Below are 14,986 nucleotides of genomic sequence, written 5' to 3' on the forward strand. Positions count from 1 at the left end.
ATTATTCTTTTGACTCTTTGGGCTGCTTGAGCAGCTCGTCGATGTACGGAATGATGTGTTCCTTGTAAGTGAAACCTTCCTTGCCGTATTCCTGCTTTTCATTATCGAAGCGTTTAGCCAGTTTTCCGTCGGGGCCGTAAACGTAAGCTGCGGGGATCGAAGCGAGATTGACTTTCTCATACAGATCCATGTCCGGGGTACTGGAGATGATGTTGACGATGTCGGCTTTGTGCTTCGTGTAGAATTCCATCAGCTCTGCTTTGTTGGATTCAGGCGGGGAATCCTTGCTGCCGTCGTAATTCATGTTGTAAGAGATGCAGACGACCTGGTCCGGGTACTTTTTCTGCAGTTCGACGAGGTGAGGAAACTCGGCGACGCAGGGTTCACACCAGGTGGACCAGAGGTCCATAACCACGACTTTGCCTTTTTGTTTCTGAATGAATTCCTGCACCTGGTCCCAGCCCGCGATTTCCGCGGTGATGCCATCCTTATCGAATGTCTGGGCGCCGGGAATGGAGGGGGATTTGGGTTCGGCTTTCGCGGCCGCGGTTTCTGCCGGGGGAGCGGATTCTTCCGGCGCGGAATCTACCGTCGAAGTTTCCTTTCCACAGGCAGAGAGCAGACAAAGTGAGAGCGCGAAAACAAGCGGTTTGAATGACATGAGTCGGTCTTTCGTGGCGTGTGTTTGAAGTAGTAGTGAGTCGGTTATTTGACTTTGACCAGGCCGGCGGCTTGTGCCTGCGGGACCGGGTCTTCGTAGGGGAGGGCCTTCAGAAACTCGACGAGGTCGGCCCGTTCCTGTTTCGAAAGCTGACTGGTGACGCCATGCTGGTCGTCGTGGTTGTAGACGGTCAGGACTTCCTCGAGTGTCTGTGCTTTTCCGTGAGACAGATAAGGGGCGGTGCGGTAGACACCCAGCAGGGTGGGCGTGTCGTATTCAGGCCCCATCTTTTCTCCGGGATTGTCGATGGCAGTGCCGACATTGTGGCGGATGATTTTAGCGGTCGGATTTGAATCGGAATAGAAGGGCCCGGAATGACAGGTCGCGCACTTCGTCTGTTGGGAGAAAAAGATTTCGCGTCCCCGTTTCGCAGCCGGGCTGAGTCCTTTTTTCGCGTAGGGACTGAGGGTGAACTTGTGGGTGTTGGAGTATGCGGCCATGGCATCCAGAGCCCGGGAGAGGCCTTTGTTGGGGGCTTTCAGTGAATCGTTGATCCTGCCGGTGACCAGGCCTCGGCCCTGCATCAATGGTCCGCGGATGGTGTGTTCGAAATCCTGGACTTCGTCGCGGTCCGCAGACCAGTGGATCGGATGTGTCCAGGCCATGCCTGCCAGAGACTGTGTGTTGCGCAGGCCTTCGGGGTTGTGCCAGGTTTTGCCGTCGGGTTGTCCGTCCGGATGACAGCTGGCGCAGGAGATCCAGAGCCGGCTCGACATGGGCTGCAGGGCAGTGTAGAACAGGCGTTTGCCAAGGAGTATCTCGTCGCTGAGCGGGTTCTCGGTGACAGCGATGGTGGCTTTTCTCTGCAGTGTCTGTGTGTCGTAGGCAACGATATTGAAATCGAGGGCGTTGTAAACGTAGAAAGTCTTTCCGTCGGGTGACACTCTCACGCCGCGGGGATTGTGCCCCAGGTTCAGTCGGGCGCGGAAGGTCAGTTCGCGGTAGTCGTCGTCGATGACATTGCAGACGAACATGTCATCGGTGCCTGCGAAGACGACGAAGAAGGTCTTGCCGTCGGGGGTGATGGCGGTATCCCAGGGATTCGACGTCACCCGGGCTCCCTGGAAGGAGTCCATGGGGATCTTCTTGCGGCGGGAACCATCGGAGGGCTTGGTATCGATGACCGAGACGATGGGAAAGATCGAGCCGGCGCCGTGGGCGACGGTAATGCGCGAGCGGATGTGGGGCAGATAGGCTTTGGCCCGGCGGGGGTGCAGGGTGATCTGGCGGGCGAGGTTATCGGTGCTGCCTCCTTCCCACTGGTCGATCGTGCGACCGGTTTTCGCATCGGTCTGACGGACCAGCGCGGTGTAGTATTCGGTGGAAAACAGGCTCTGGTCGTCGTGGGAAATGGCCAGGCCCTTGAGGTGCTGGCCTACTGAAAATTCGTTGCTGACTTCGTGGTTTTTCGTATTGATCTCTACGATGCGGCCTGGATAATCCAGGGTGACGTAGACTTTATCGCCATTTGTGGTGGAGACGATGCCATAAGGTTCATCGAAGACTTCCGTCTGGCCCAGTTGTTTGCCGGTGTCGGCATCGAGGAAGACGACGAGGTCATCGTCATAGACGGCGGTAGCCAGCTGGTGTGTGTCACCCAGGAAGGTGACGCCTTCGGGGTGCCGGCCGACTTTGAGCTCGCGCAGTTTTTTGTTTTGATCGAGGTCAACGATGGTGACGGTTCCGCTGTCGCGATTCGAGCAGGCGAGCAGTTTGCCGTCGGTCGAAATGTCGAGCAGGCTGCTGGAGTTGCCGGCGTGAATCTGCCGGGGTGTAGCGACCAGGCAGCTCAGCATGGTGAGGACTAAAGGCAAGGTAAAACGAACGGACCTGGCACTGAGAAACATGGAAGCCCCTTTACCAAATGTGAGGATTCGACCCGGGTGGGATGCGGCGGGAAGTAGAAACCCCGCTCACCGTGACAGGCGAGCGGGGTCAACTCATTCAATGAACGATTCTTCCGAAACCTTATTTCAGGATCTTGGAAGTTTCTTTGACGAGAGAGTTAATTTTGTCTTTAGACAGATCACCCTTTTTGAAAGCGTGATTGACTTTGACTTTGCTGTTAACCCACATCAGTACGGTGATGTCGGCGTCTTTGGAAATCTTGTAGGAAGAAGGACCGGCCTGACCTTCGAAGTTGGTCAGCGGTGTGTTCTTGATTTTTTTGCTGTCAGCAATTTTCTTCAGCTCAGAGCTGGATTTGTCGGCATCGTCGGTCAGGTGCACAACGAAGGCAGCCATTTTCTTGTCGCGGTTCTGGCCGACTTTTTCGTCGATTTTGGCAATCAGTTCCTGAACGTTGCCGTCCATTTCGCGAGCGAAGATGTTGACAACAGGACGTCCGCCGTACTGGCAGCGATAGCACAGCGACTTTCCAGCATTGGGGCCGGTGCAGTCGTTAACAGTGTAGGCACCAACGCGGCCACCAACTTCGATCCCGGATTTAACTTCTGCTGCAGTGCTGACAGAGCCAGCTGCAACGAGCATCAATGCGACTGTAAGTGAAAGCAGTCTCTTCATGTATTTCTCCTCGTTTTTCCAATGCTAGAGAAAAAAATGTGTTCCTGCGAATGCAGGTGATACGTCACGACTGACGTATGCGTTTAATTTTAAATTTTGGTCAAAGGGAGTGCAAATGAACGGCCCCTTTTTCTTGTTAACTCAAAAACCTGCTTCATGAATTCTTCATGTCCTCTCCAGACCGGGAGACGGTTTCAGGGGCGTTCCCAGATGGCGGGCAGATGCTGCGAATCTTCGCCGTAAGTCTGGGAAACGATAAAGCCACTGGCCTGAGAGGTATAGAAAATTCGCCCGTTGGAAACGACGGCTCCCAGGCATTCCCGCGAATCGATGGCGGGGCCTGTGGAGACCAGTTTGCCGTTATCAGACAGGTCAATCATGTCCATATTGGCTCCGAGCACGTAGGGTTCGGAGAGGGTAAAACGACAGCAGGCATAGTTGTGGCCGATGCTGCTGACGACTTTGCCGGTTTTGTGGTCGAAGACATTCCCTTTGCCACGCAGGGCGTTGGAGAAGATGTAATCTTTGCCGACGGTCACGACGTTGAGAGCGGAGGTAACTGCATCGGACTGCCAGACCAGGGATCCATCTTTGGCATCCAGGCACCAGACGAAGCGGTCCTGGGTGTTTTCGTTGGCGCGGTTATAGCCGCCGATATAAACGCGGCCATCGCGGGCACTCAGCGTGCACTTGGAGGTCACATAGTATTTGTTTGTCAGCCAGATGACTTTCCCTGTTTCCGGATCGAGGCAGGCGGTGATGCCGTTGTTTTCCACGGGCAATCCGCGGCGGCGGCGCTGGCTGCTGGCATAGCCGAAGAAGGTCGAGTAATACAGTTTGCCATCCAGGATGGCGATGCCACAGTCGTTGCCGCCCCGTCCGTAGTCGGAGAAATCTTTTTCCCAGACGACTTTGCCGGTATCCAGGTCCCAGGCCCAGATGCGGGGGCGATGATCTTTGGGGTAGTAGGGATTGTCGTTGGAGTAGATCCAGCTCATCACTTCGCGACCATCCGGAGTTTCGACCGGTTTGCCCCCGAAGGTGAAGGCTTTCTCGGTTCCCTGGGGAGCGTACTCACCCGAACCCGAGGCATAGATGGCGATGTTGCCGTGCACCACGGGTGGGAACTGACGGCTCCAGCTGGGCGATCCTGTGAAGGGGGCTTCCCAGAGCAGTTTTCCGGTGGCGGCATCGAGACAACGCATACGGGATTTCTTGATCCCGGCCTGGGGGATCAGCAGTTTTTCATTGATATAGAGAGGAGAAGTAAATGAAAGATAGACGTCGGGCCAGTAGCGTCTCCAGAGGAGGCGGCCGGTGTCCTGTTCATAAGCGATGATCTGTCCTTCGGCGGTGTGGGTATAAAGACGACCGCCCCCACAGACGGGCAGATGTTTGACAGTGCCTTCCAGTCGACGGGCCCAGCGCATCCGCAAGGGAGGTTTGAGTCCCTGTTCGTTGGCATTGGTTCCGCCGAAGTCTCCATAGTTGGTGTACCAGTTGAATTTGGGATCCGCCAGCGGGCCGGTGAGGGGGCTACGGATTTTCCAGACCAGCAGATCCTGCTCGGGGAGGGGGATCTGTTTCGCTGGCGACTGACCATCGGCCTGAAGGACATACAGATAACCGTCTTCACAGGGGACGTAGATTTTCTGATCGGCGACGGCGACTGACGCGGTGATCGGAGCTCCAGACGCGGTAGCAAAAGTGACAGCCTCTCCGCCTGCGAGGGGGACGACATAGAGTTTGCCATCCAGGCCGCCATAGATAGCATAATTCTCTGTTAATACGGGCGAAGCGACTGAAGGGGCTTCACAGAGGACCTCGGTGGAATCTGTGTTGAGCTTGTGTCGACAGAGTCCGAGTCCTGCTTCGGGCTTCACTCGATAAACATCATTTCCGCGGATGCTGACCGAGGCGAAGCTGAGCAGACCAGGGTCGCGAATTGAGGTCTGGGTACCTTTGACGTAGTCGGCTTCGATCTTTTCGCCTTTGAGTCGCATGATTTCGACACGACCTGCATTGTCGCGGCGGTGCCACTGCACAAAGACGTTGCCGGCTTCATCTGCACTCTGACCGAAGGTGGCCGGGTATTCGGAACCGGCGTACTTGGGGATTTCACCCACGACCTGGAGGCGGGCAGCGGTACCTGTGTCTTCGAGAAAGATGGTGCGACCGCCGGCGGGGACGACGATGCTGTCTCCGGAGAGACAGATATCACGCGAGCAGACAAAGTGGTCCCGCCAGGTGACCCGATCTTTGCGGTGTTTGAGCCAGTCAGCACCGCTCCAGCGGTTTCCCTCGAATTCGACGACCTCTTTGACAAAGTCCCAGGTCCAGACGACTTCGCCTGCCGGCTTGACCGCATAAACCTGCGCTCCCAGCGTGGCGAAATAGACGCGGTCGCCTTTGACAGCGGGGGCGGAGAAGATCGGTTCCCGACAGTCAATTTCTTTGACGACGGAGCCGTCATTGACATTTAAAACATAGTAGTATCCCGCCGTTGTGCCGACGTGGAGATAGTCATCAATGATGGCGGGGGAGGCGACGTTATTACAGTTACCGGCACCGCCCCGGGTGGCGAATTTCCAGACGATTTGATTCGTCTCGGTGTCGATGGCGAAGACGACACCTGAGCCGTCAATCACGACGACCTTGCCCTGGCTGATGACCGGTGAAGTAAAGAGGGCATCGGTCAGCGGGATGGCTGCGGTCAGGGAGAGGGGCGTTTTGATGTTTCGATCAGCAACGTTGCCTGAATGAGTGGGAGTCCCTTTCAGCTGCAGCCAGTCTTCAGCTCCGAGGGCGGTCGTGGTGCATACGATCAGCGCCAGGCAGATACGAACCGGAAGAAGGTGACAACTGGCGGTAGCTCTTAGCATTTTCAGTCTTTCTCAGGCTGCAACAATGAGGATCACGGGTGGGACTCATGGGGCAAACTGTCAGTCAAATAACTGAGATACGCTGGTCTGGCTGATCATTCAGGTAGGATTCGGTAAGGCGGTCTGCCAGACGTTCTGTTATCGATCATAGGCAGGAAAAATCAGAGAGTCTACAATTTTTCTGTAAAATCAGCAGATTTCTGAATGTTCTTTACTATGCAAAAAAAGCGGCTCCCTGAGGAGGGAGCCGCTTTCCGGTTTTCGTGGTTGCTCTCGTTTTTAGAGCAGTTTCAGCACGGGGTCGCCGTCGTGGGCCACTTTGAAGGGGCGACCGTTGGGCGAGAAGATTTCCTTGTCCAGGGGGAGTCCCAGAGCTGCGGCGATAGTGGCGTTGAAGTCGGCCGGCAGGACGCCGTCGGCATCGACACTCTGTCCGCCTTTATCGGATTTTCCGAAGAACTGACCGCCTTTGATACCGCCTCCCATGAGGGCTGCGGAGAAGACTCCCGGATGGTGGTCGCGACCGGCATTCTGGTTGATGACCGGGGTACGACCGAATTCTGTGGTGAGGACGACCAGTGTTTCGTCGAGCAGTCCCCGGTCAGACAGATCCGAGAGGAGGCTTCCCAGCGCTTTGTCGAGGGTGCCTGTTCTACTCGGCAAAATATTGGTGTCATAGATATCGCGGTGCATGTCCCAGCCGCCGAAGGTGACTTCGACGCAACGGACATTGTTTTCCACGAGACGACGGGCCAGCATACAGCCCTGACCGAACGAGTTGCGGCCATACTTGTCGCGGTCTTCCGCTTTCTCTTCGTTCAGGTCGAAGGCTTTCAACTCATCGCTGGAGAGCAGGTTCGTGGCCTGAGAGTAGAAGTCGGTATAGGCCAGTACGCTCTGGTTTTTGAACTTCTTCTGGAACTTCTTATCGAACTTATTGATCAACTCAATACGTTTTTCAAAGGAGTTTTCCGAGAGGTAGGACGGAGCCGTGGTGTTTTCCAGTCCCCGGTTGGGATCGCCAATCGGGAGGGGGCTGAAGGACGGATCGAAGTAGCCTGCACTCGGGTGCCGCGCGGGCGAACTGATGAGCACGGTGTCGGGCAGGTTTTTGTTTTGCCGACCTTTGAACTTCTGAATCCAGGGACCCATGCTGGGGTGCCGGGTAGAAGCGATTTCTTTGTAGCTGGTCCGCATCAGGTATTCGCCGGGACCGTGAGCACCGGTTTCCGTATACATGGAATTGATGACGGCCATCTTGTCGAAGTTTTCTGCCAGGGTGGGCAGGAATTCGCTGATCTGGGCGCCGGGCACGTTGGTTTTGATTCCCTTGGTCTCGCCCTGGTTCTTGTGACCCGGTTTGAGGTCGAAGGTATCCAGGTGGGTCATCGCACCGGCCATGTAGAGGTAAATCAGACGCTTGGCTTTGCCGCCTTTGCCTTTGGTTTTATCACCTTTGGTTTTCGATTTGGCAGGAGCCGCTGTCGCCAGGTTATTGAACATGGGAAGTACGCTGACTCCCAGAGCGGATTTGGCCGCGTATTCGAGGAACTGCCGACGTCCCACACCATCCAGTTTGGATATGAAGTCTCGCATAGGATATGCCTTTGATTTATTTAAAAGTAGATTGTTTTATATGGTAAGGGCCGCCCCAGACAGGCTGGAGCGGCTGTGTTAATTATTGAATGAACAGAAATTCGCGGGTATTGACCAGGGCCCAGATCACGTTTCCGTAACCGGCTGCGCCATTGTTTTCAATTTCCTCCGTAGCGAGCTTGAGTTCATCGCTGTCGGGGTAACGGTTCAGAATGGTCATGAAGACGACCTCGACCCCTTCTTTAACCGATTTCGTTTCAATCACGTTGTTGTAAATCGTCGAACCTTTTTCGAGCATCATGTGTGTCACCGGGCCGTTGAACATGAACAGCACCTGGGGCACAGAGCCTGTGTCAGAAGAGGCCGAGATCAGTTCGCGATCGGATTGACCGAACGTACGCAGGAAGTGACTGGGGGAAACGGGGGACGGAAGTTCCGAAGCCCGAGCCAGCAGCTGACCTTTGTACTTGTATTTCTTTTCCCGTTTGTAGCGGGTGCGGTCGATCTCTTCACGTTTCTTGCTATCCGCTTCGAGGACTTCCTCGGCGGAAGCTTTATTCAGGTCGACAGAGATGATTTCTGTTTCCATTTCGGAAGGCAGTTCCCGGTATTCTTCCGGTTTGACCACAGCGAGGGTCAGGAAGGAATCCCAGGCCTGTTCTGCCGTCATGCGACGCAGTACCGGGCCGGGGAAGTGATAGTATTCACTGAGGGGAATATCTTCGGTTGTCGCCTGTCGCTGATAGGTTTTCGTGTTGAACAGGATCCGCAGATATTCTTTCATGTCGAAATTGAGTCGTTTCATCTCGGATTCGAGAAACTTCATCAATTCGGGGTTTTCTGCGACCGTATCGTCCATCATGTCGTCGACAGGTTCAATCTGCCCGCGTCCGAAGGCCTGCTTCCAGAGCCGGTTGGCGATGGTCTTGGCGAAACGGGGATTGTTTTTGGAAACCATCCAGCGGGCGAAAGCCTGACGGGGAGTTTCACCCTTTTTAATGACAACCGCTTCACCGAAGATCGTTTTCGGTTCCACAACAGATTTGGGTTTGGCGTCGGTGTAGGCATAGTCGTGCGGCAGACGGATCTTGCGGTTGGCCTGATCGTTCACGACCATCATGTTGACCCGGATCATGCGGTTGAAACGTCCCTGGTTACGGCGACGGTCTTTTTCTTCCTGATCCATTTCCTGATATTCTTTACGCAGACGACGATTGGGGTCACCATCCATGTAGTAGCGTTTATCACCGCCACCGGCACGGGTAGATGTTCCAAAGGTGAAGGCGGCCATCTCGTAGAATTCTTTCTGCTTCCAGCGATCAAACGGGTGATCGTGGCACTGGGCACAGCCGATGCGGGTTCCCAGGAAGATACGAACCGTGTTGTTCATGTTATCCAGGGGCATGCCGGAATCGCGCTGCATATAGCCAGTAGCCGGGTTTTCCCAGATCAAGCCTTCCGCGGTGATCATTTCCGCTACCATTTTGTCCCAGGGTTTGTTTTCTGCCAGGGACTGTTTGATCCACTGCCGATAGGGAGCACCGTCGACGTTGTTGTTCAGGCGATCGGTATAGCGAAAGACGTCAGCCCAGTAATTGTAGTAGTGGCTGGCGTAGCCATCGCTGTCAAGCAGGCGATCGATGAGCCGTTTGCGTTTATCGGGGTGTCGGGAGGCGAGAAAGTATTTGGTTTCGCGGTAGGTGGGGATGGTGCCCGTGATGTCCAGATAGACGCGACGCAGGAACTGGGCATCGTCTGTCATGGCGTTGGGCTTGACGTTGTATTTTTTGTAGTTGGCTTCTACCAGACGGTCGATTTCTTCTGCAGATTTCAGAGCCGTGTAAATTCGGGCTGGTTCAACCGGCTTGGATTTTACCATGAAACGCGGAGGCAGAGGTTCTTCTTTCTTCTCAGCCGGTTTCTTTTTGACTGCTCTTCTTCGCGGGGCAGCTCCCGAATCGGGCAGGCTGGTCACCACCAGGACTGCTAACGCGACAAGACAACAAGCGCTCATTTTACCGTACCACGCAACGGTCGCGTGGTGTCGGATTTGTTTTCCTGACATACAAAACTCCCAGAGTCGTTCCTTGAATTGTTTTCGAGATGAAGGAAAACCAGACATATGGCGAAGAGGTTCATCTGGCTCGCTATTTCTATTCTATACAACACGCTTCAGTTAAGACTAATGCTAACCGGATTAATTTGGCTTAACTCCTTAAGAATTCATAATCGGAAAGGGTACAAAAGCTACCTGTACTTTTCGGTGTCATGTCACCCCTTCAATTCGGTCTGGTCTGTACCGTTTGTGCGGATTGGCGGGCCCGCCTGGAGAGCGACAGTTTCGACTTGAGTCAGTCTTTCGAAGTCCTATTTTCCGGCATAAAGAATTAACCGCCTGGAGTGAGCGAATCTCATCGAGAATTTCAATATTTTTTGAACAACGAGTACTGTAATCGTGGCTACTGGATCGGGTTTGAAAACGGTGACCAGACAGAGCTGGTTGTTCAGTGCGGCACTGGTTGTGTGCTTGATTCGGCCGCGCCGTCTGGTACAGTGGATGCTCATCCAGACTGGTCAGCGTGCTCAGACCTGAAAATCAGATAGACAGCCAGGAGCAGTATTCGTGAGATGTTTTACCCGGTTCGTGACGTTACAGACCCTGGTCTGGCTTGGCCTGACTGTGGCATTCCCGCTGAGCTATTCCTTCGCTGCAGAGGTGCCGCAGCATCCGAATATTGTGGTCGTGCTCGTGGACGATCTGCGGTGGGACGAACTGGGCTGCATGGGACATCCGTTTGTACGGACGCCCCATATTGACCGGATCGCCCGGGAAGGGGCTCGGTTTCGGAACGCCTTCTGCTCGACGCCCCTCTGTTCTCCGGTCCGGGCGTGTCTCTTGACGGGACGCTATACCCACAATCATGGGATCCTGGATAATATCAATCGGAGCGAACACAGCCATACGCTCAAAACGTTTCCCCAGTTCCTGCAGAAAGCCGGTTATGAAACCGCCTACGTGGGCAAGTGGCACATGGGGAATGACGATACAGCCCGCCCCGGTTTCGATTACTGGGTCAGCATGAAAGGGCAGGGGACGTCGTTTGATCCGGTGTTGAATATCAACGGAGAGCGCAAGCAGTTCCAGGGGCACACCACCGATGTGCTCAATCAGAAGGCGAATGAATTCCTGGAGCAGAATCAGGACAAGCCGTTCTGTCTGTATATTGCCCAGAAAGCATTGCACCCCGAGCTGACGCAGCGGGATGACGGCAGTATTACCGATCCCTCCGCAGCGAAGTTTATGCCGGCCAAACGGCATGAAACGCTTTATACCAACGCTGCGATTCCCCGCCGGTTAAATGTGAAGGATGATCTGAAGGGAAAGACGGCGCTGCTCAGGAAAATTCCGGGCCTGCCCCCCCTCAGCGAGGAGACGGGAACCAGCGATGAAGTCATCCGGGACCGTCTGCGGATGCTGGCCGGAATTGATGAGGGAGTGGGGATGCTATTGGATCTGCTGGAGAAGCAGGGGCGGCTCGATCAGACCGTGTTTGTCTTTACCAGTGATCATGGTTACTGGTATGGGGAGCATGGTTTGAGCGTGGAGCGTCGGCTGCCTTACGAAGAGGGGATTCGCGTCCCGCTGCTGGTGCGTTATCCCCCGCTCGTCAAAGGGGGAACGCTGATCGACGAGTTCGCCGTCAGTGTCGATCTGGCTCCCACCATGCTGGATCTGGCACATGTGAAGACTGATCAGAAGTTTGACGGGCTGAGCCTGGTACCTCTGCTGGAAGGGAAGCATCCGGCTGACTGGCGCAAATCGATCCTGGTTGAGTATAACAGCGACACCGTCTTTCCCCGGCTGGACCGGATGGGCTATAAGGCGGTGCGGACTCCGCGCTGGAAGTACATCCAGTTCAACGACCTGGAGGGGATGGACGAGCTGTATGACGTGCAGAACGATCCGTACGAATTCAAAAACGTAATCAATACACCAGGAAATAAGAAAGTCGTCAAACAGATGCAGGCCGAATTAAAGCGGCTGATACAGTGAGAAGCGTTTGTTCGCAAGCGGAAATCAGGCCTGGTCGCTGATTTCCGTTTTTTCCGGCACTTCCTGGAATCCTTCCTTCAATCTACCCCGACAGTCTCTCTATAATGAGCGACAGTGAATAAATTAAATATATTAATTATGTCATCCCGCCTACTGAAAACTTAACAGGATTTCTTATGCCTTCCTCTCGTGTCTCGTCCGGATTCAGCAAGCGTTTTCGTCTGGTCTCAATTCTGTCCCTGAGTCTGATTGTGTTTGTCTGTGGTCTGACCATGACTGCGAAATCGGCGGATAAAAGCGAATCCCCGGCCAAGGTCGATTACTCAGCAGAGATGCCCCGGATTCTGCCACGCACTCCTGAGGAGTCGCTGAAATCCTTCCGGATTCATCCTGATTTTAAAATTGAACTGGTGGCCGCTGAGCCGCTCGTACGGGATCCGGTCGCCATGTGTTTTGATGCGCGGGGCCGGGCCTATGTGGTTGAGATGCCTGAGTATAACGATGCCCACAAGGAAGGTTACAGCTCCGTCAAGCTGCTGGAAGATACCGACGGCGACGGCGTCTTCGATAAAAGCTTTCCCTTCCTGACGGACATTACATTGCCCACCGCGGTTTTCTGTTACCAGGGGGGCGTGTTTGTGGGGGCGCCTCCGTATGTCTATTTCTGCAAAGATACCGACGGTGACGGTACCGCTGATGTGCGGGAAGTTGTTATGGAAGGCTTCGGTCGGGATAAAGGTGACGAGGGGATGATCAACTCGTTCCGCTGGGGTCTGGATAACCGAATCTATTTTTCGACGGGCATCGATGGCGGAATGGTGACCGTGACCGCTGAGGGACCTGGGAAAAAATTCAATACCAAAGGTCGGGGCGTGGTACTCGATCCGGCAACCCGCAAGATCGAACTGACAACCGGGGGCGGTCAGCATGGTATGAGCCTGGGAATCTGGAACCGGGCGTTCGTCTGTGCCAACAGTATTCCGATGCAGGTGTTGATGTACGATGATCGCTATATCGCCCGCAACCCGTATCTGGCACCCCCGCCGGCTCCGGTGGATATTGCACCCGGTGGTAAATTTACGAAGCTGATGCGGATCAGTCAGATCGAACCGTGGCGGATTCTGCGGACACGAATCCGGGCTGCGAGTGCTAAGGGAGACTACGAAGGCGGGAAGCCTTCCGGATTTTTCACAGCAGCGACCGGGATCACCGTGTATCGGGGAGATGCCTGGCCGCTGAAGTACCAGGGAAATCTGTTCGTAGGTGAGCCGGCTAACAACCTGGTTTATCGTGCTGCACCAAAACCCGACGGCCTGTCGCTGGTTGCGCCGCGTGCCGACCAGAATGCGGAATTTCTGGCTTCGACCGATGTCTGGTTTCGACCGGTTCAGTTCGAGAACGGACCGGATGGCTCCCTGTATGTATTGGATATGTACCGTGAGCTGATTGAAGGAGCCCCCTTCATTCCGGAAGAGGTTCTGAAGCACATTGATCCGATCGGCGGACAGGACAAGGGCCGGATCTATCGGATTGTACCCAAAAAGTTCCAGCGACCTGTAATGCCCGATTATACGAAACTGTCTTCTAAGGAACTCGCGGCATTGCTGGACAGCGACAACGGCTGGACGCGCGATACCGCGCAGCGACTGTTGTACGAGCGTCAGGATACTTCTATTGTTCCTGAACTGAAACAGCTGGCATTGAGTTCAAAGAAGCCGATCACACGGGCGACGGCACTCTGGTCGCTGCAGGGGTTGAATTCGCTGGATACGAATACACTGCTGAAAGGACTTCACGATCAGGATCCCCATGTTTGCATCCAGTCGCTGCGGATCGCCGAACAGTTTGCAGAGGACTCACAGGTTCAGCAGGCGATGATTTCTCTGTCGGAAAATGAGTCGCTGCTGGTGCAGTACCAGGCTGCTTTTTCACTGGGCGCATTTCAATCGATCGCCCGCAATCAGGCACTGGCCGGCCTGCTCACGCAGGATGTCGAGAACAAGTGGATGCGGATGGCAGTACAGAGTTCGCTCAAACAGGGAGCCGGAGAAGTCTTTGCCCTGCTGTTACAGAATTCGGAACTGCTCAAAAACAGACAGGCGCAGGGATTTCTGACCACTCTGGCGACTCAGATTGGCGCCCAGTCGGAGCCGGAGAACGTCAAGCGGGTGATGGTGGCTCTGGAAACGCTGTCGAAATCAGAACAGAAACTGGCGCAGCAGTCGTTTCGCAATCTGCTCTCGCGAGCATCTGCTTCCACCAAGCAGGTTCTGGCCAGTTCGAAAAGTAAATATACTGCGCAGCTGTTGTCCGGGATGATGAAGTCCACGATTGATCAGGCGACGAACACAAAACTGCCCGTGAAGAGTCGTGTGGGAGCGATTCCAACTTTGAGTATCGGGAATTTTGACGAGACCCTGCCGGTCTTTGAGGAGCTGTTGTCTGTCCAGCAGCCCCTCCCGATCCGTCAGAAGGCGATTACCACACTGGGGCTGGTGAATGACGATCGCGTGGCAGAACTGCTGGTCGAAGCGTGGCCTGGACTGAGTCCCCAGTTGCGAATGAGCGCTGTTGAAGTTCTGTTCTCCCGAAAACCGTGGCAGGTGGCTCTGCTGGATGCGGTGAAAGCAGGCGAGATCAACTCGGGCGATATCAGCCCGGAGCGGGTTCAACTGCTCAAGAGCAGTCAGGATAAAGCAATCAAAAAGCGGGCAACGGCTCTGTTTCAGAATCAGCGGCTGACCGGACGTTCGGACGTCATCAAGGCATACCAGGCCTCGCTCAAACTCAAGGGAGACCCTGCCAACGGCAAGGTGGTGTTCAAGAAAAACTGTGCGGCCTGTCATCGTCTGGAGAATGTCGGCGTGCAGCTGGGAGCAGATCTGAAGGCGATCAAGGACCGGGGAACTGAAGCAGTGCTGCTGAATATTCTGGATCCCAATCGCGAGGTGAAGCCTCAGTATGTGACTTACCTGCTGGTGACCACCCAGGGGCGCACAATCACCGGTCTGATTAAAACCGAGAACGCCAACAGCATTACGATTGCCCGGGCGGACGGCACCAGCGATACGGTGCTGCGAATTGACATCGAAGAGCTGATCAGTTCAAAGCTGTCCTTCATGCCTGAGGGGTTTGAAAAGCAGATTAATCAACAGCAGATGGCTGATTTGCTGGCTTATCTGAATTCCATCAAATAGGCAGCCTTTAAAT

Annotated in this window: 8 protein-coding genes; 2 read left to right on the plus strand and 6 right to left on the minus strand. The window is 54.7% G+C overall.

The features are described from left to right. Position 1: 1 nt before the first annotated feature. The 6 genes from Enr10x_RS07675 to Enr10x_RS07700 all read right to left on the minus strand — a co-directional run bounded on the left by Enr10x_RS07675 (position 2) and on the right by Enr10x_RS07700 (position 9,787). The gene (locus tag Enr10x_RS07675; protein ID WP_145448638.1) at positions 2-661 is read right to left on the minus strand and encodes a TlpA family protein disulfide reductase; all 660 of its coding nucleotides are present in this window, start codon (positions 659-661) and stop codon (positions 2-4) included. Positions 662-705: 44 nt separating this feature from the next. Continuing rightward, positions 706-2,568: a beta-propeller fold lactonase family protein gene (locus Enr10x_RS07680; RefSeq protein ID WP_145448639.1), complete on the minus strand. Its 1,863-nt coding sequence runs from the start codon at positions 2,566-2,568 to the stop codon at positions 706-708. A gap of 121 nt (positions 2,569-2,689) precedes the next feature. Next, entirely contained in the window at positions 2,690-3,244 is a 555-nt protein-coding gene (locus Enr10x_RS07685; protein WP_232093260.1) for a hypothetical protein, read from the minus strand. Between the two features lie 194 nt (positions 3,245-3,438). After that, positions 3,439-6,126 carry an outer membrane protein assembly factor BamB family protein gene (locus Enr10x_RS07690; RefSeq protein WP_145448640.1) on the minus strand — a complete coding sequence of 896 codons (2,688 nt, stop codon included), beginning with the start codon at positions 6,124-6,126 and terminating at the stop codon, positions 3,439-3,441. A gap of 279 nt (positions 6,127-6,405) precedes the next feature. Then, on the minus strand, positions 6,406-7,722 hold the full coding sequence (locus tag Enr10x_RS07695; protein WP_145448641.1) for a DUF1501 domain-containing protein: 1,317 nt from the start codon (positions 7,720-7,722) through the stop codon (positions 6,406-6,408). An 82-nt stretch (positions 7,723-7,804) separates the two neighbouring features. After that, on the minus strand, positions 7,805-9,787 hold the full coding sequence (locus Enr10x_RS07700) for a DUF1549 domain-containing protein (RefSeq protein WP_197997512.1): 1,983 nt from the start codon (positions 9,785-9,787) through the stop codon (positions 7,805-7,807). 558 nt (positions 9,788-10,345) lie between these two features. Here Enr10x_RS07700 and Enr10x_RS07705 point away from each other — a divergent pair. Further along, positions 10,346-11,776, plus strand: a complete 1,431-nt coding sequence (locus tag Enr10x_RS07705) for a sulfatase family protein (RefSeq protein WP_145448643.1) — start codon at positions 10,346-10,348, stop codon at positions 11,774-11,776. Between the two features lie 176 nt (positions 11,777-11,952). Continuing rightward, on the plus strand, positions 11,953-14,973 hold the full coding sequence (locus Enr10x_RS07710; protein WP_145448644.1) for a PVC-type heme-binding CxxCH protein: 3,021 nt from the start codon (positions 11,953-11,955) through the stop codon (positions 14,971-14,973). Positions 14,974-14,986 lie beyond the last annotated feature (13 nt).

The sequence above is a fragment of the Gimesia panareensis genome (genome assembly GCF_007748155.1).
GTDB classification, from domain to species: Bacteria; Planctomycetota; Planctomycetia; order Planctomycetales; family Planctomycetaceae; genus Gimesia; species Gimesia panareensis.